The following is a 16,865-nucleotide window of genomic DNA, read 5'->3' as shown; positions in this document are numbered from 1 at the left end:
CTTGCGAGCGACGGGTAAAAATCAGCCAGCAGAATGCCCGTCCACCGCCGTTGCGGCAACCGCTAAGCGCACGCACTGCGGCACGACTGGTTATTTTATGATCACTTGGCTCAAACCCTTGTACTGCGCAGCCTGTAGCCATATGCACGCAGGTTATCCACAGCTGCGCCCACAGGCTTTGGGGGCAAGTGCAAACCGACCAAACCCGCTGTATACAAGGGCTGCGGGCTGTTTCGGAAAGTATTTTGCTTGACCTTCAGCGAGGCCTATGTAGCCCCGACACACGCTGAAAAATCCGCGCGATGGCTCCAGGCCAGTTATTTCGGCCTCTGCGGAGGTCTTTCCAGAGTTTAATCACAGACTTATCCACAGGCTTAACGGACATAATTCGGTCATATACCTGTGTCTTTAAACAGGTTGACAAACCCCTCGAACGCTCCCAAAAAAACCACTACTCAAAAAACAACCACCAGGCTACAAGCCCCGGAAACAGAGGCTTTCAGCCAGCTACTCCCACGTTACCCACAGCCGGTTCCACAGTGGATGGGGACAAGTCAAAACTGTGACAAAACAGCGATTTGCGGCGGCTATATGTCGCGCTTTGGAGGGAGGCTGGATTTGTTTTCCACAATTTGGATCAGCCTTGTGGATCACTCAAAAGAAATGCGGGGGAGGGGCTTGCCCCCTCCCCCACGTACTCAGTGCCCGCCGAGATAGGCGTTGCGCACTTCCTCGTTCACTAACAGCTCCTTGCCGGTGCCGGTCAGGCGAATCTCACCGTTGACCATCACATAGGCGCGGTCCGACAGACGCAACGCGTGGTTGGCGTTCTGTTCCACCAGGAAGATCGTCATCCCGGTAGCCGCCAATTCGCGCAGGGTGGAAAAGATCTGCTTCACCACAATCGGCGCCAGCCCCAGGCTCGGTTCATCCAGCAGCAACAACTTGGGCCGGCTCATCAACGCACGGGCGATGGCGAGCATTTGCTGCTCGCCGCCGGACATGGTCATGGCGCGCTGGTTACGCCGCTCCTTGAGGCGCGGGAACAGCTCGAACATGCGCTGCATGTCTTCGCTGGCGAACTTGTCGCCGATCGGGATGGTGCCCATCAGCAGGTTTTCCTCGACGGTCATGTCGGGGAACACCCGCCGCCCTTCCGGCGACTGCGCGATGCCGTTGGAGGCGATGTAGTGGGACGACTTGTGGGTAATGTCGACGCCGTTGTAGAGGATCTGCCCGGACTCGGCCCGAGGCTGGCCGAAGATCGACATCAACAGTGTGGACTTACCCGCACCGTTGGAGCCGATCAGGCTGACGGTTTCGCCTTCATTGATGTGCAGCGAGACTTTTTTCAGGGCCTGGATCGGGCCGTAGAACACGTCCAGTTCCTTCATTTCGAGGATAGGTGCACTCATACCAGCTCCTCTTCGTCAGCGCCCAGGTAAGCGGCGATCACTTTCGGGTCGTTGCGGATCGCATCCGGCCCGCCTTCGGCGATCACGTTGCCGTGGTCCAGCACCACGATGTGGTCGGAAATATTCATCACCATGCCCATGTCGTGTTCGATCAGCACCACCGTCAGGTCGTGTTCGTCGCGCAACAGGCGAATCATCGCGCTGAGGGCTTCGGTTTCCTGGGGGTTGAGGCCCGCCGCCGGCTCGTCCAGGCAGATGATCTGCGGCCGGGTGCACATGGCCCGGGCGATTTCCAGGCGCCGCTGCTGGCCGTAGGAAAGCTCGCCGGCCAGACGGTTGGCGCAGTCCACCAAGTCCACCACTTCCAGCCAGTAAAACGCGTGGTCGAGGGCATCACTCTCGGCTTTGCGATACGCCTTGGTGTTAAGGATGCCCGCCAACATATTGCGGTTGACCCACATGTGCTGGGCCACCAGCAGGTTTTCCACTACGGACATTTCCTTGAACAGGCGAATGTTCTGGAACGTACGCGCCAGCCCCGCCCGGTTCACCAAGTGGGTGCCGCCGAACATCTTGTAGTAGACGCGGCTGAGGAAGCTTTTCGGCGATACAAAATCGGTAGCCTGGAAGCGCTCGCCCAGCAGTTGGATCACATTGGTCTGCTTGCCCCGCACGTTGAGCTCGATCTTGCCGCCACTGGCTTTGTAGAAACCGGTGAGGCAGTTGAACACCGTGGTCTTGCCGGCGCCGTTGGGGCCGATCAGGGCGAAGATCGAGTTGCGTTCGACCTTGAGGCTCACATCGCTCAAGGCCTTGATGCCACCGAAGTGCATCATCAGGTGTTCCACGCAAAGCACAACTTCCTTGCTCATGGCGCCACTCCTTTACGTGGTGTCACGCCGGTACGGCTGATGCGGATCAAACCGCGCGGTCGCCAGATCATCATCACCACCATCAACACCCCGAACAGCAATACACGGTACTCGGAGAAACTGCGCAGCAGTTCCGGCGCCACGGTCAACACGAACGCCGCGATCACTACGCCCACCGTCGAGCCCATACCGCCCAACACCACAATGGCCAGGATCAGCGCCGACTCGAAGAAGGTGAACGACGACGGGTTGACGAACCCCTGATAGCTGGCAAAGAACACCCCGGCCAAACCGGCCGTCGAGGCGCCAATGGTGAACGCCGAGAGCTTGACCAGCACGTGGTTCAGGCCCATGGAGCGGCAAGCAATCTCATCTTCGCGCAGGGCTTCCCAGGCGCGGCCCACCGGCATGCGCGTGAGGCGGTGCTTGATGTACAGCACAGCCAGCACCACCAAAAACAGCACGATATAGATGAACATGAACTTGATGTTGGGGTTGTAATCGATGCCGAAGAACTCGTGGAACGGTATCCCGCCCTCCTTCGCTCTGCGCCCGAACTCCAGACCCAGAAAGGTCGGCGACGGCACGGGCATGCCGTTCGGGCCGCCGGTGAACGACAGCCAGTTATTGAGCACCAGCCGGATGATTTCACCGAAGCCCAGGGTCACGATGGCCAGGTAGTCGCCGTGCATGCGCAACACCGGGAAGCCGAGGATGCACCCCGCCAGCGCCGCCGCGACGGCCGCCAATGGCAGCACCGACCAGAAGCCCAGGCCCAGGTATTGGTAACCCAGCGCCAGACCGTAGGCCCCGATGGCGTAGAACGCCACATAACCCAGGTCGAGCAGCCCGGCCAGGCCAACCACGATGTTCAGGCCCAGGCCCAGTAACACGTAGATCAGCCCGAGGATCACCACGGTCAGCAGGTACTTGTTGGCGAAGATCGGGAACACGATGGCGATCACGATCAACGCCGGAATGATCCAGCGCAGCCGCGATTTGTAGTCCGGTGCCAGCACATGCACGCCGGAGCCACTGCTTTCGAAGCCCTGCAGGATCTTCACGCCCTTGGGGGTTTGCAGGAACAGGCTCATGGCAAAGCGGCCGACCATCACAATGGCGACCAGCAAGCCCACACGGGCGGGTTCCAGGTTGAAGCTGTAGCCGTCGAGGACCACGCCGACGATCGGACCGAACACGATCAGCGAAATCAGCCCGGCAAGGACCGTATCGACGACACTTTTCTTGATATCGATGGGTTTGGCAGCAGACATGTTTTACACCTTAGCCACGAGCGGACGACCCAGCAGGCCCTGAGGACGGAAAATCAGAATCACCACCAGCAGGGAGAAACTGAACACGTCTTTGTAGTCAGAGTTGATCAACCCCGAGAACAGCGATTCGGAGATCCCGAGGATGATCCCGCCGAGCATCGCCCCAGGTAGGGAGCCGATGCCGCCGAGTACCGCTGCGGTAAACGCCTTGATGCCGATGATGAAGCCGGCATAGAAGTCGAACGTGCCGTAGTTGAGGGTGATCAATACGCCGGCCAGGGCCGCCATGGCGGCACCGATCACAAACACGTAGGAGATCACGCGGTCGGTGTTGATCCCCAGGATCGAGGCCATCTTGCGGTCTTGCTGAGTGGCGCGGCACATGCGGCCGAGTTTGGTGTACTTGATGACGTAGGTGAGCAATGCCATGCCGGCGAAGGCCGCCAGCAGGATGAACACCTTGGTGTAGGTGAGCTGCACGAAGCCGGTGCCGATATCGACACGCCATGCGCCGGCGAGCAGCGTCGGCACGCCTTGTTGCTTGGCGCCCTGGGCGATCTGTGCGTAGTTCTGCAGGATCAATGAGATGCCGATGGCACTGATCAGCGGCGCCAGTCGGGTGGAGTTGCGCAGCGGTTTATAGGCGACACGTTCGATGACCCACCCGTAAACGCCAGTGACGACCACGGTAAAGATCAAGGTGCCGAGAATGAGCAGCGGGAAGGATTCGATGCCGAAGTAAGCCAGCAGTGCCAGACTGATCGCCGCGAGGTAAGCGGAAATCATATAAACCTCGCCGTGGGCGAAGTTGATCATGCCAATGATGCCATAGACCATTGTGTAGCCGATGGCGATCAGGCCATAGACCGACCCGAGGGTCAGGCCGTTGACCAGTTGCTGCAGGAAAATACCATCCATAACGCAATCTCACGCGGTGAGCACCTGCACACCCGGAGGTGCGCGGCGCTTCTGGAGGAAAAGTCAGATCTCAATCACAACGCAGTCCCAATGTGGGAGGGGGCTTGCCCCCGACGTGGTGGGTCAGCTAGACAACTGTTGACTGACACACCGCTATCGGGGGCAAGCCCCCTCTCGCATGGATTACTTCTGCTTTTCCAACTGATGGTATTTGCCGTCTTTATCCCACTGGTAAACCACGTAGTCGGAGACTTTCAGGTCGCCTTTGGCATCCCAGTTCTTCTCGCCCATCACGGTTTTGACTGGGTTGGCCTTGAGCCACTTGGCCGCGTCTTCGCCTTTGTTGGATTTGGCGCCATTGAAGCCGGCGGCCAGGGCCTGGAGCGAGGCGTAGGCATACAGGGTGTAGCCTTCCGGCTCGTAGCCCTTTTTGCGGAACTCTTCCACCACGGCCTTGCTGTCCGGCAGCAGACGCGGGTCGGCACCGAAGGTCATATACACGCCGTCCACGTATTTCGCGCCACCGGCAGTGGTCACCAGCTCGTCGGTGACGATACCGTCATCGGACATGAACTTGACGTCCTTGAGACCCTGCTCGCGCAGCTGACGCACCAGCGGGCCGGCTTCCGGGTGCAGGCCGCCGAAGTACACGACGTCAGCACCGGTGGCACGGATCTTGGTGACCAGGGCGCTGAAGTCTTTCTCGCCGCGGGTCAGGCCTTCTTCCAGCACTGGCTTGACGCCACGCTTGGTCAACTGCGCCGAGGTGGCGTCGGCCAGACCTTTACCGTAGGTGTCCTTGTCGTTGATCACCGCGACCTTCTTGCCCTTGAGCACATCGACGATGTAGTCGCCGGCCACGATGCCTTGCTGGTCGTCACGCCCGCACATACGGAACATGGCGCCCAGGCCGCGCTCGGTCACTTGCGGGTTGGTGGAGCCTGGGGTGATTGCGATCACGCCGGCCTCGTCGTACACCTCAGACGCGGGGATGGTGTTCGACGAGCAGAAGTGCCCGACCACGCCAATCACTTTGTCCTGGTCCACCAGGCGGTTGGCCACGGCCACGGCTTGCTTGGGTTCGCATGCGTCGTCACCGGCTACCAGCACGATTTTCTCGCCGTTGATACCGCCAGTCTCGTTCAGGGCGTCGGCCGCCGCCTGGGCACCCTTCATATACTGCTCACCGAACGACGCGTTGGCGCCGGTCATCGGCCCCGCTACGCCGATCTTCACATCAGCTTGAACAAACGTAGAAACACCCAGCGCCGCTGCAACGGCGAGAGCAAGAAAGCCTTTCTTGTAAAACGTCTGGGACATGAGTGGTGCTCCGATATTTTTGATTATTGGCACGACAACTTGCATTCAAACCTTTCACCGAAAGCTCAGAGCAAGCCTCGTGCCATTACGTTTTTATTCTTCAAAAAGACACGGTGTCATTGTTATTACAGGTGTTTCGGCTCCGCTCGCCAGGACGTGCAACCCCCTGGCGCGCACAGGCGCAACCGCAAGCCCAAAAAGGTACAACCTCTACCGGTGCCACCTGCAACCAGAACCACAAACGACAGTTCCTACAGCGGTAACCCAAGGCGTAACGGAACTGCACATTTACAGTGCGTGATTGCTACGACTTGCACCAATACAGATTAGTAGCTTGCTAAGAAAACCCAGGGATTTGAAGGGTATTTCGCTGATCAGATGACAATCCTCAAGCACTGCCCCGCGTGATACAGCGAGAATCCTGCCTCATACAGGCAGCTGCGCAGGCCCACCGCCGCCAACGGCTGCATCGGCGCAAACGGAATCGGCAATGCCTGGGGATTCTGGTGACAGATGTAGTCGGCAAACGCCTTGCCCACCACACTGCCGGTGGTCACGCCGCGGCCGTTGTAGCCAGTGACCGCCACCAGCCCCGGGGCCGGTTCGAACAGGCGCATCAAATGGTCGGGTGTGAAGGCAATGCAGCCGGTCCAGGTGTACTCCCACTGCACCGATTTGAGGTAAGGAAAATAGTGCTGCTGCACCCGATCGGCCCACGCCTTGAGAAACCATGCCGGTTTCTGGTTGCCGTTGCCCAGGCTGCCCAGCAACAGTCGGCCATCGGCATCGCGGCGGATGCTGCTCAAGACCTGGCGGGTGTCCCAGGAGCCCTGACCGCCAGGCAGGATTTGCCGCGCAGCGTCGTCACTCAAAGGCGCCGAGGCGACCTGGTAGTAGTAACCGGGGAAAAAGTTGCGGCGCAGCTCGGTCCATTCGCCTTCGGTGTAGGCGTTGGAAGCGATCACCACCTGTGCCGCCCGCACCGCACCGCGCTCGGTTTGCACCGACCAGTTCGAGCCCTGGCGTTCCAGTTGGGTCACCGGGGAATGGTCGAACAACTGACCGCCGAGCCCCATTGCGGCGTTGGCCAAACCACTGGTGTAGGCCATCGGGTTCAAGGTCCCCGCGCGCCGATCCAGCAACGCAGCAGCGATCTTTTTGGTGCCCGTGGCTTGCTCGCACGCCTGGCCGGTGAGTAATTCCACCGGCGCGCCACGGCGCTTCCATTGTTCTTCACGACTGCGCAGATCCGCCTCGCCACGGGCGTTATGCGCCATGTGCAACGTGCCCTCGCGACGCAGTTGGCAATCGATGTTGTATTTGTCGATCAGGCTGAACACCAGCGCCGGCGCCGCACCCAACATGCGGTTGAGCTGGCTGCCCACCGCTTCGCCGAAGCCGGCTTCGATATCGTCAGGGGGAATCCACAAGCCGGCGTTGACCAGCCCGACATTGCGCCCCGAACCACCGTGCCCGGTGCGATGGGCCTCCAGCACGGCGACGCTCTTTCCCTGTTCCAGCAAGTGAATGGCCGCCGACAGGCCGGTGATTCCGGCGCCGATTACGCACACATCCACGTTGACCTCGCCTTTGAGCGCGGCGCGATCCGGCCGGCTGGGGGTGAGGTGTTCCCACAAACATGTTTCGCGTAATGCCATTGCCAGACTCCGATGAGACCCAACAAACAACCATCTTGATGTGCTAGTGCGATCAAATGTGGGAGGGGGCAAGCCCTCTCCCCAGATTCAGTCCAACGTGCAGTAATCAGTCGAAAGTAATGCCCTGCGCCAACGGCAACTCCAGCGAATAGTTCACGGTGTTGGTCTGGCGCCGCATATAGCCGCGCCAGGCATCCGAACCCGATTCACGCCCGCCGCCGGTCTCTTTCTCACCGCCAAACGCGCCGCCAATCTCCGCGCCGCTGGGGCCGATGTTGACGTTGGCGATGCCGCAATCACTGCCCACCGCAGACATGAACTGCTCGGCTTCACGCACGTCGGTGGTGAAAATGCACGAGGACAGGCCCTGCGGCACGGCGTTGTTCAAGCGCAGGGCTTCGGCGAAATCGGTATAGCCGACTACGTAGAGGATCGGCGCAAAGGTCTCAGTGCACACCACATCGCTTTGCTCGGGCATTTCCACAATGGCCGGCGACACGTAGTAAGCGTTGGGGTACTTGTCTTCCAGCTGGCGCTTGCCGCCGAATACCTTGCCGCCTTCGCTCAAGGCTTGCTCCAGGGCATCCTGCATAGCGTCGAAGCCGTGTTTGTCGATCAGCGGGCCGATCAGGTTGCCTTCCAGCGGATGTCCGATGCGCACTTTTGCATAGGCGGCCTTGAGGCGGGTGACAATTTCTTCTTTGACCGACTCATGGGCGATCAAGCGACGCAGGGTGGTGCAACGCTGGCCGGCGGTGCCGACGGCGCTGAACAAAATGGCGCGCACCGCCATGTCCAGGTCGGCGCTCGGGCCAAGGATCATGGCATTGTTGCCGCCCAGCTCGAGAATGCTGCGGGCAAAGCGCGCGGCGACCTTAGGCGCCACTTCGCGGCCCATGCGGGTGCTGCCGGTGGCGCTGATCAGGGCCACGCGCGGGTCATCCACCAGCGCGGCGCCGGCGTCGCGGCCGCCGATGATCACCTGGCTCAGGTACTCGGGGGCATCGCCGAAGTTTTTCACCACGCGCTCGAATAGCGCCTGGCAGGCCAGGGCGGTGAGCGGGGTCTTTTCCGAAGGTTTCCAAATCACCGCGTCGCCGCACACCAGTGCCAGCGCGGTGTTCCACGCCCACACCGCGACTGGAAAGTTGAACGCGCTGATCACGCCGACCACCCCCAGCGGGTGCCAGGTTTCACGCATATGGTGGCCAGGGCGCTCAGAGGCGATGGTCAAACCGTACAACTGACGCGACAGGCCGACGGCGAAGTCGCAGATGTCGATCATTTCCTGCACTTCACCCAACCCTTCCTGAGTGATCTTGCCAGCTTCCCAGGACACCAGCTCACCCAGGTCGGCCTTGTACTGGCGCAGTGCCTCACCGAACTGGCGCACCAGCTCACCGCGACGCGGTGCGGGCACCTTGCGCCAGGCTTCGAATGCATGCTCGGCGCGACTGACCTGCTGCTCCACCTCGGCGGCGCCCTCCCAGTGCACGCTGCCGATACGGCTGCCATCGATCGGCGAATGCACGGGCTGTTTCCCCGACTGGTACAACGCCGGGTTCACCCCGAGACGATCAAGCAATGCGGCAACCATGGGTCACTCCTTCAATCTGCGTACAAAAAATGCGCTGCGACCGGCGCGGCGATCCAAAGCTTATTTGTAGCTGGCCCAAGACTTGCCAACAAACGACGATTAGGCGAGATATCATTCCGTTTATTCATGCCAAGAATTAAAAGAGGCACCCCGTGCTGAACAAACGACATTTGCCGTCAATCACCGCCTTGCAGTGCTTCGAAGCCGCCACGCGCCACCTGAGCTTCACCCGCGCCGCCGAGGAGCTGAACCTCACCCAGAGCGCGGTGAGCAAACAGGTGGCGCAATTGGAAGAGTTGCTGCAACACCTGCTGTTTCGCCGCGTGCGCCGGCGCTTGCAGATGACCCCGGCGGGCGATCTGTATTTGGTGGAAGTGCGCAAGATCCTCACGCAGGTGGAGATGTCCACCCATTACCTGCGCTCTTACGGCGGCGAGACCGAAGTGCTGCGGGTGTCCACGCCCTACACCTTCGGCGCGCGCTGGCTGGTGCCACGCCTCAAGGGCTGGCGCTTGCGGCACCCACAGATCCATTTGGACCTGTGCAACGAGCAGGAGCCGGACGAACTGCTGCAAGGCAAGGCCGACATGGCCTTCTACTTCGGCCCAGGCTCACGCCCCGGCACCGAGAGCCTGAAGCTGTTCAGCGAAGAGCTGGTACCGGTGTGCGCCCCGGAAAGCCTGCCCCCGCAGCCCTTTACCGACCCGACCCAATTGAGCGAACTGGTACTGCTGCAAAACGCTTCGCGGCCTCAAGGCTGGCACGACTGGTTCGCCAGCCAGGGCTACCATACCGAGCACAGCTACCACGGCCCGCGTTTCGACACTTTCTATATGTGCATCCGCGCGGCGCAGGTGGGGTGCGGCGTGGCGTTGTTACCGCGTTTTCTGGTGGAAGAAGAACTGGCCGACGGCAAACTGGTAATTCCCTGGCAGCATGCGATGCCTAGCCAGGATGCGTATTACCTGGCTTACCCGGAGCACGCGGCCGAAGTGCCCAAGGTGCGCGAATTTGTGAAGTGGATGATGGAGCAGGTGATTTAGTGCCTGGAGTGGAATGCATTTCAAATGTGGGAGGGGGCTTGCCGCGATTAGGCCAGTGGCCTCACCGAAAAAATGTCTGGCAAAACCCCTCAGGTCTATGCGCCACTAGCCCCCTTCCTTAATTGTGCGTAAAGGTCGGCCCCCTCGCCGACCCATCTGGAGATTCCCGTTATGAGCGAGAGTGTGTTTGCCGATCGCATCGTGCAGAACCTGCTCGACACCGACTTCTACAAACTGACCATGATGCAGGCGGTGCTGCACAACTACCCCAACGTGGAAGTTGAATGGGAATTCCGTTGCCGTAACAGCGAAGACTTGCGCCCCTACCTGGCGGAGATTCGCTACCAGATCGAGCGCCTCGCCGAGCTGAGCCTGAGCCCGGATCAGCTGGGTTTTCTGGAGCGCATCAGCTTTATGAAGCCGGACTTTTTGCGCTTCCTCGGGCTGTTCCGCTTCAACCTGCGCTACGTGCAGACCGGCATCGAGAACGGCGAGCTGTTTATCCGCCTGCGCGGGCCATGGCTGCATGTGATCCTGTTCGAAGTGCCGTTGCTTGCCATTGTCAGCGAAGTGCGCAACCGCTACCGCTACCAGACGGTGATCCTCGAACAAGCGCGCGAGCAGTTGTACCGCAAGTTCGACTGGCTGACGGCCAACGCCAGCAGCGACGAGCTGTCGGAGCTGCAAGTGGCCGACTTCGGCACCCGTCGGCGCTTCTCGTACCGGGTGCAGGAAGAAGTGGTCAGTGTGCTCAAACATGACTTCCCCGGGCGATTCGTCGGCACCAGCAACGTGCACCTGGCCCGCGAGTTCGACATGAAACCCCTGGGCACCATGGCCCATGAATGGATCATGGCCCATCAGCAGCTCGGCCCGCGCCTGATCGACAGCCAGATCGCCGCGCTCGATTGCTGGGTTCGCGAATACCGTGGCCTGCTGGGTATCGCCCTGACCGACTGCATCACCACTGACGCGTTCCTCGGCGACTTCGATCTGTACTTCGCCAAACTCTTCGACGGCCTGCGCCACGACTCCGGCGACCCGGTGCAGTGGGCGGAAAAAGCCATCGCTCACTATCACAAGCTGGGCATCGAGCCGATGAGCAAGACCCTGGTGTTTTCCGACAGCCTGTCGCTGCCCAAGGCCCTGGAGATTTTCCGCGCATTGCGGGGTCGCATTAATGTGAGCTTCGGTATCGGCACCAACCTGACCTGTGACATTCCAGGGGTGGAGCCCATGAGCATTGTGCTTAAAATGACCGCCTGCAATGGCCAGCCGGTAGCGAAAATTTCCGATGAGCCGGGCAAGACCCAATGCACCGACCCGAATTTCGTCGCCTATTTGCGTCACGTTTTCAAAGTACCTGCCCTATCCAGCAAGGAGTGAACCATGCAAGCCGTACAGCGTGAGATTGCGCAGCAGCTCAAGGTCCAAGCGCCATTCAATGACCAGGCCGCGCTTGAAGCCGAAGTGGCGCGGCGCGTGAAGTTTATTCAGGACTGCCTGCGCAACTCCGGGCTCAAGGCCCTGGTGCTGGGCATCAGTGGCGGCGTCGATTCCCTGACCGCCGGCCTGCTGGCTCAACGGGCGATGCAGGAATTGCGCGCCAGCACCGGCGACGAGGCCTACCGCTTCATCGCCGTGCGCCTGCCCTATGAAACCCAGTTCGATGAAATCGACGCCCAGGCGTCAGTGGACTTTATCGACCCGGACGAGCGCCACACCGTCAATATCGGCCCGGCGGTCAAAGCCCTGGCCAATGAAGTGGCGGCGTTTGAAGGTCAAGCAGCGGTGTCCCGCGATTTCGTGTTGGGCAACACCAAAGCGCGGATGCGCATGGTGGCGCAGTACACCATCGCCGGTGCGGCGGGCGGCCTGGTAATCGGTACCGACCATGCGGCGGAAGCGGTGATGGGCTTTTTCACCAAGTTCGGCGACGGGGCCTGCGACTTGGCGCCGTTGAGCGGGCTGGTAAAAAACCAGGTACGTGCGATTGCACGGCACTTTGGCGCGCCGGAATCCCTGGTGGAGAAGGTGCCGACCGCCGACCTGGAAGACTTGTCGCCGGGTAAGCCGGATGAGGCGTCACATGGGGTGACTTACGCTGAGATCGATGCGTTCCTGCATGGCGAGCCGGTGCGGGAAGAGGCGTTCAGGATCATCTGCGAGACGTATCGCAAGACCGAACACAAGCGGGTCATGCCGTTTGCGCCGTGAGTTGAACCAGGCAGAACGTCATCGGGGGCAAGCCCCCTCCCACCTTGGATTGTGAATACAGTCAACTGTGGGAGGGGGCTTGCCCCCGATGAACGATTACGCGCGCTTACTTGACGACCACAGTGCCCTTCATCATCGAGATGTGGCCTGGGAACGAGCAGAAGAATGCGTAATCAGTACCCGCGGCCAGCTTCGACACGTCGAAGGTCACGGAATCTTTCTCGCCGGCACCGATGATCTTGGTGTGGGCGATGATGCGGGCGTCGTCTTCTTTCAGGTAGTTCTTTTCGATACCGGCGGCCATGCCATCGGTCGCGACCGGCTGCATGTCAGCGGCGCTGGTCAGCACCCAGTTATGGCCCATGACGTTTTTTGGCAGGCTGCCGGAGTGAGTCAATTCGACGGTGAATTTTTTGCAGCTCTTGTCGATCGTGATTTCCTTGGTGTTGAAGGACATCTGGTCAGTGGAGTCGACGGTAATCTTGCACTCTGCAGCCAGCAACTGGCCGCTGGCCAATGTCAGCAGGGAAACAGCAACGATTTTGGCAAACATGTGAATCTCCAAGGCAGGGTTAAAAACGCATGATGCGGCAAGGGTGCCTGAGACAGGCACGATTTCCTATGATCTGAATCAACAAATTGTATACAACTTTAGGCTATCAGACCTATCGACATAATCAACCGGCCAAAGTGCCGCAGCCTGCTTATGATCGGCTCCCTCATCCACTGGAGTCCGAGCCATGCGCCTCAACCAACTGTTCAACGGCCTGCTGGCCGCCTACGCCTGCGGTAAGTGAAGGCCAAGCGCGCTGCTAAGCTGCTACCATGGCGACCCGAGGCAGCCGCGTGCCGCCCACCCTCACCTTCGACCCTAGAGGATTGCCCATGGCCAAACCTAATTACTCCTTCGCCAAACGTCAGAGAGACTTGGCCAAGGAACAGAAGAAAGAGGAAAAGCTGCAACGCAAGAAAGCCGCCGCCGATGAAGAAGCCGGCGCGCTGAACCCGGATGCCGATGGTGAAGAAACGAGCGACGAGACCGAAACACCAAAAGATCCGGCTGAATAATTTTCTTTGTGGTGAACAGGCCCGCCCTGTTCACCACAATCCACCGTTACTCCAGCGGCATCACCGTCACCCGCACTTCCGGGTCATGGCTCCCTCCCCCCAGAATCACCCCACGCAACGGCGACACATCGGAAAAATCCCGGCCCCAGGCCAGGGTAATGTGCTCCAGTGCCGGCTGTACGTTATTTGTCGGATCGAAATCCACCCAGCCCGACACCGGGCAATACACAGAAACCCACGCATGGGACGCATCGGCGCCGATCAGACGTGGCTGGCCGGGTGGCGGCTGGGTGAGCAGGTAGCCGCTGATATAACGCGCCGCCAGGCCACGGGAGCGCAGGCACGCAAGCATCAGGTGGGCGAAGTCCTGGCACACGCCGCGACGGCGTTCCAGCACCTCCACCAGCGGAGTAGCGACCTGGGTGGCTTCGGCATCGAAGGTGAATTCGCTGAAGATCTTCTGCATCAACGCCTGCACGCCCATCAGCAATGGCCGCCCCGGCGCAAAACAGCTTTCCGAAAAATCGACGAAGGTGTGTTTCAAATGCACATAGGGCGACTCGAAGCGATAACGGCACGCTTCGATCACCTCGGGCGACATCGGGCGACTGCTGTAGGTCAGGCTGTCGCGGGTCTGATCCCAGGCGGGTGACCGGGCGAAATCCGGCGCCGGGCGCGCCAGCACTTCCACGGTCAATCCGGCATTGACCAGCAGCTCGTCATGGGGCCGCTCGAACGCCAGGCGCGTGATGGGGTTGCCGAACACGTCCAACTCATCGCGGCGTGAAGACGGCGACGGGCTGATATCCAACTGTTGCGCGCTGCAGCGTTGCCACTCACACGCACGCGGCCACAGATGCGCCAACTGCTGGGCCAGGGACACCGGGCTGTCGTAGTGGTAATGGGTATCGTGGAAAATCTGATAGCGCGCACTCATCACAGCGACACCGTTTGCTGGCTCACATCATCCACATGGGCAAAGTGGCGCAGTGCCAGGCGATCCGACACTTGCCCACTCTCATCGGCCACCGCTTGCAGCAGGTCGGCCAGGCCATCCAGCGCGGCGCGTACGCCGGACTCGCCGAACAGCGGGTTCTCCAGGCAACTCAGGTCGAAGCGTGTAAGGCGCTCCACCAACGGCCCCAGGCCGGTTTCTCGCGGCACGCCAAAGTCGTCGTTGAGCCGCCGCAAGGTGCGGCTCACCAGTTTGAGCTGGAACAACACCGCATGGGGGTTCTGCTCGTCCAGCAGCAACAGGTCGAGCACCGGGATCAGTTGCGGCACCGCCAGGTAGCGCGAGCGGTAGGTGATGCTGCTATTGCCCAATTCCAGCAACCATTCCAGCCCCGCCTGATCGAACACCGCCACGCCGCGCAGAAACGCCGCAAGGCTGCTGCTGAGAAACTGCAGGCGCTCGATGCGCCGCCCCATCATCAAGAAGCGCCAGCCTTCATCGCGAGTCATGTCGTCCAGGGCGAACCCGGACAGCGCCGCGAGGGACATCACCAGGCGGTTGAGAAAGTCCAGCAACTCGCCGAAGTCCGCCGTTTCGCGCTCCAACTCCAAGGCTTCGCGCTGCAGCTCCACCAGGGCCTGCCAGTTTTCCCGGGACAACTTGCCGCGCACCTGGGACGCCGCCCACTGCAAGCGTTGCAGGTTGGCGCGCAGGCTCGACGGCCAGTCGTCACCCAGCAACGCGGCCAGCAGACGCTCGGGCAGGTCGCCCTCCTCCGGCAACAAGCGCAAGTTCTCGCCCAGTTCCACCGCCGCCTGCAACGCCAGCGGGTCGTCGCCGTCGACATAGCGCGCCAGCACGATCCGCAGCCAGCGCGCGCTGTCATCGCAGCGCTCGCAATACCGGCCGAACCAGAACAGGTTTTCCACCACCCGCGAGGGCAGATACGGGTCGCGGCGCACCAGATCATGGGCGCCGATGGAACGTTGTGCGCGCCACTGTTCGCCGCCGGGCGCCCGCTCGCCGAGCACCCAGGTGTCTTTGCTCGCGCCACCGCGCTGCATCGACACCACCTCGGCATCGGCCTCGGCGGCGACGCGCGTCAGGCCGCCAGGCAGCACGCGATAGCCGTCGTCGCTGGCCACGGCATACACACGCATGCCGATGGCACGGTGTTGCAGGTGATCCTCTTCGGTGTGCCACACCGGCGCCTGGGACAGTTGCGCCAGCTCCTGGGCCACGTACGCGTAAGGGCGCGCGCGCATGCGTTCGGTCAGGGCCTGGCGCTGCGCATCATCCAGATCGCGGCCAAACACGGGGGTAAAACTCTGCGAGGCAAATGCCGGTTTGATCAGCAACTCCGGCAGTTTTTCCAAGGCTTCGGCAAGCACTGGCGCCTCGCCGCACCACCAAGTGGCGATGGACGGCAGGATCAGTTCTTCGCCAAACAAAAACTGGTTGATTTTCGGCAGAAAGCCCAGCAAACCCGGAGACTCCAGCACGCCGCTGCCCAGGGCATTGGCCACCAGCACATTGCCCTGGCGCACCGCATCGAGCAGGCCGGGCACGCCGAGGGCTGAGTCGGTGCGCAGCTCCAGCGGGTCGCAAAAGTCGTCGTCCAGGCGGCGCATGATGGCGTTCACGCGGCGCAGGCCACTGAGGGTTTTGAGGAACACGCGGCTGTCGCGCACGGTGAGATCGCCCCCCTCCACCAGCGGGTAACCGAGCTGACGGGCGAGGTAGAGGTGTTCGAAGTAGCTTTCGTTGAAACGCCCTGGGGTGAGCAGCACGATCAGCGGCGTCTGATCATCGCCGGGGGCCTGGCGCGCCAAGGTTTCCTGCAGTGTGCGGAAAAAACCGGTGAGGTGCTGCACCTGCAAGTCGCGGTACAGGTCCGGGAAGGCACGGGACACGATGGTGCGGTTCTCCAAGGCGTAGCCGGCACCCGACGGCGCCTGGGTGCGGTCGGCGGTGACCCACCAGCGGCCATCCGGGGTGCGCGCCAGGTCAACCGCATACAGGTGCAAAAACGTGCCATCGGGCGGCTGGATGCCCTGGCACGGCCATAGGAAGTTGTTATGCCCGAACACCAGTTCCGCCGGCAGCAGACCTTCCTTGATCAAGCGCTGCGGGCCATACAGATCGGCCAGCACAGCATTGAGCAAGCGCGCACGCTGGGCGATACCGGCCGCCAGGTGCTGCCACTCGTCAAAGGCCAGCACATGGGGCAGCAGGTCCAATTCCCATGGGCGGTCGGCGCCTTTAGGGTCGGCGTAGACGTTGTAGGTCACGCCGTTTTCCTGGATCTGCCGGGTCAACAGCGCCTGACGCTGGGCCAGCTGCGCCGGGGTGCTGCGCTGCAGGTGATCGAGCAGGCGTCGCCAATGGGCACGCACTACACCGCTGTCGTCCAGCAATTCATGATAAGTGCCCGCGGTTAGCGGGTAACGGTCGAGCAAGTCGGACATGGAACGCTCGGCAGAGGCAAAGGGGCTCAGATTAACTCAGATTCATTGCAATCAACGGTG

The 16,865-nt window shown here is 61.1% G+C and carries 14 protein-coding genes; 4 read left to right on the top strand and 10 right to left on the bottom strand.

Annotation, left to right across the window (positions count from 1 at the left end):
* Window positions 1-698 precede the first annotated feature (698 nt).
* The 7 genes from FIV35_RS01590 to amaB form a co-directional block, all read right to left on the bottom strand.
* Window positions 699-1,415, bottom strand: a complete 717-nt coding sequence (locus tag FIV35_RS01590) for an ABC transporter ATP-binding protein (protein WP_034095634.1) — start codon at window positions 1,413-1,415, stop codon at window positions 699-701.
* Window positions 1,412-2,287, bottom strand: a complete 876-nt coding sequence (locus tag FIV35_RS01585) for an ABC transporter ATP-binding protein (protein ID WP_034136674.1) — start codon at window positions 2,285-2,287, stop codon at window positions 1,412-1,414. The genes FIV35_RS01590 and FIV35_RS01585 overlap by 4 nt, the downstream gene beginning before the upstream one ends.
* Complete coding sequence (livM, locus tag FIV35_RS01580) at window positions 2,284-3,561, bottom strand: high-affinity branched-chain amino acid ABC transporter permease LivM (RefSeq protein ID WP_034136673.1); 1,278 nt, start codon at window positions 3,559-3,561, stop codon at window positions 2,284-2,286. Before livM ends, FIV35_RS01585 begins: the two co-directional genes overlap by 4 nt.
* 3 nt (window positions 3,562-3,564) lie before the next feature.
* On the bottom strand, window positions 3,565-4,479 hold the full coding sequence (locus tag FIV35_RS01575; RefSeq protein WP_034095631.1) for an ABC transporter permease subunit: 915 nt from the start codon (window positions 4,477-4,479) through the stop codon (window positions 3,565-3,567).
* Between the two features lie 183 nt (window positions 4,480-4,662).
* Window positions 4,663-5,799: a branched-chain amino acid ABC transporter substrate-binding protein gene (locus FIV35_RS01570; RefSeq protein ID WP_034136672.1), complete on the bottom strand. Its 1,137-nt coding sequence runs from the start codon at window positions 5,797-5,799 to the stop codon at window positions 4,663-4,665.
* A 374-nt stretch (window positions 5,800-6,173) separates the two neighbouring features.
* Window positions 6,174-7,457 (bottom strand): L-pipecolate oxidase, encoded by a 1,284-nt coding sequence (amaA, locus tag FIV35_RS01565; protein WP_034136671.1) that lies wholly within the window; start codon window positions 7,455-7,457, stop codon window positions 6,174-6,176.
* Between the two features lie 106 nt (window positions 7,458-7,563).
* The gene (gene amaB / locus FIV35_RS01560) at window positions 7,564-9,054 is read right to left on the bottom strand and encodes an L-piperidine-6-carboxylate dehydrogenase (RefSeq protein ID WP_034136670.1); all 1,491 of its coding nucleotides are present in this window, start codon (window positions 9,052-9,054) and stop codon (window positions 7,564-7,566) included.
* Between the two features lie 152 nt (window positions 9,055-9,206).
* Between amaB and FIV35_RS01555 the strand changes: the two genes are divergently transcribed.
* The 3 genes from FIV35_RS01555 (at window position 9,207) to nadE (ending at window position 12,314) form a co-directional block, all read left to right on the top strand.
* Window positions 9,207-10,097 (top strand): LysR family transcriptional regulator, encoded by an 891-nt coding sequence (locus FIV35_RS01555; RefSeq protein WP_034136669.1) that lies wholly within the window; start codon window positions 9,207-9,209, stop codon window positions 10,095-10,097.
* A gap of 171 nt (window positions 10,098-10,268) precedes the next feature.
* Window positions 10,269-11,483, top strand: a complete 1,215-nt coding sequence (gene pncB, locus FIV35_RS01550) for a nicotinate phosphoribosyltransferase (protein WP_034136668.1) — start codon at window positions 10,269-10,271, stop codon at window positions 11,481-11,483.
* A 3-nt stretch (window positions 11,484-11,486) separates the two neighbouring features.
* The gene (nadE, locus tag FIV35_RS01545) at window positions 11,487-12,314 is read left to right on the top strand and encodes an NAD(+) synthase (protein ID WP_034136667.1); all 828 of its coding nucleotides are present in this window, start codon (window positions 11,487-11,489) and stop codon (window positions 12,312-12,314) included.
* Window positions 12,315-12,420: 106 nt separating this feature from the next.
* Here the strand turns inward: nadE and azu are convergent, their stop codons facing one another.
* Entirely contained in the window at window positions 12,421-12,867 is a 447-nt protein-coding gene (gene azu / locus FIV35_RS01540) for an azurin (RefSeq protein WP_034111536.1), read from the bottom strand.
* Window positions 12,868-13,199: 332 nt separating this feature from the next.
* On the opposite strand from azu, the gene FIV35_RS01535 reads away from it, so the two are divergent.
* Window positions 13,200-13,382 carry a hypothetical protein gene (locus FIV35_RS01535; RefSeq protein ID WP_034095623.1) on the top strand — a complete coding sequence of 61 codons (183 nt, stop codon included), beginning with the start codon at window positions 13,200-13,202 and terminating at the stop codon, window positions 13,380-13,382.
* 46 nt (window positions 13,383-13,428) lie between these two features.
* Here the strand turns inward: FIV35_RS01535 and FIV35_RS01530 are convergent, their stop codons facing one another.
* Both FIV35_RS01530 and FIV35_RS01525 read right to left on the bottom strand, forming a co-directional pair.
* Window positions 13,429-14,319 (bottom strand): transglutaminase family protein, encoded by an 891-nt coding sequence (locus FIV35_RS01530; RefSeq protein ID WP_034136666.1) that lies wholly within the window; start codon window positions 14,317-14,319, stop codon window positions 13,429-13,431.
* Window positions 14,319-16,805, bottom strand: a complete 2,487-nt coding sequence (locus FIV35_RS01525) for a circularly permuted type 2 ATP-grasp protein (protein ID WP_034095621.1) — start codon at window positions 16,803-16,805, stop codon at window positions 14,319-14,321. Before FIV35_RS01525 ends, FIV35_RS01530 begins: the two co-directional genes overlap by 1 nt.
* Window positions 16,806-16,865: the final 60 nt, after the last annotated feature.

It is taken from the genome of Pseudomonas rhodesiae (assembly GCF_007858255.1).
Classification (GTDB): domain Bacteria; phylum Pseudomonadota; class Gammaproteobacteria; order Pseudomonadales; family Pseudomonadaceae; genus Aquipseudomonas; species Aquipseudomonas rhodesiae.
Note: the sequence above shows the minus strand (reverse complement) of the source record. Positions and strands in the feature narration are given on the sequence as shown.

Bases quoted from the DNA above. Each gene is read 5' to 3' on its own strand.
- FIV35_RS01535 (WP_034095623.1), top strand. From the start codon at position 13,200: ATGGCCAAACCTAATTACTCCTTCGCCAAACGTCAGAGAGACTTGGCC.
- FIV35_RS01590 (WP_034095634.1), bottom strand. From the start codon at position 1,415: ATGAGTGCACCTATCCTCGAAATGAAGGAACTGGACGTGTTCTACGGC.
- FIV35_RS01575 (WP_034095631.1), bottom strand. From the start codon at position 4,479: ATGGATGGTATTTTCCTGCAGCAACTGGTCAACGGCCTGACCCTCGGG.
- nadE (WP_034136667.1), top strand. From the start codon at position 11,487: ATGCAAGCCGTACAGCGTGAGATTGCGCAGCAGCTCAAGGTCCAAGCG.
- livM (WP_034136673.1), bottom strand. From the start codon at position 3,561: ATGTCTGCTGCCAAACCCATCGATATCAAGAAAAGTGTCGTCGATACG.
- amaA (WP_034136671.1), bottom strand. From the start codon at position 7,457: ATGGCATTACGCGAAACATGTTTGTGGGAACACCTCACCCCCAGCCGG.
- FIV35_RS01570 (WP_034136672.1), bottom strand. From the start codon at position 5,799: ATGTCCCAGACGTTTTACAAGAAAGGCTTTCTTGCTCTCGCCGTTGCA.
- azu (WP_034111536.1), bottom strand. From the start codon at position 12,867: ATGTTTGCCAAAATCGTTGCTGTTTCCCTGCTGACATTGGCCAGCGGC.
- pncB (WP_034136668.1), top strand. From the start codon at position 10,269: ATGAGCGAGAGTGTGTTTGCCGATCGCATCGTGCAGAACCTGCTCGAC.
- amaB (WP_034136670.1), bottom strand. From the start codon at position 9,054: ATGGTTGCCGCATTGCTTGATCGTCTCGGGGTGAACCCGGCGTTGTAC.
- FIV35_RS01530 (WP_034136666.1), bottom strand. From the start codon at position 14,319: ATGAGTGCGCGCTATCAGATTTTCCACGATACCCATTACCACTACGAC.
- FIV35_RS01585 (WP_034136674.1), bottom strand. From the start codon at position 2,287: ATGAGCAAGGAAGTTGTGCTTTGCGTGGAACACCTGATGATGCACTTC.
- FIV35_RS01525 (WP_034095621.1), bottom strand. From the start codon at position 16,805: ATGTCCGACTTGCTCGACCGTTACCCGCTAACCGCGGGCACTTATCAT.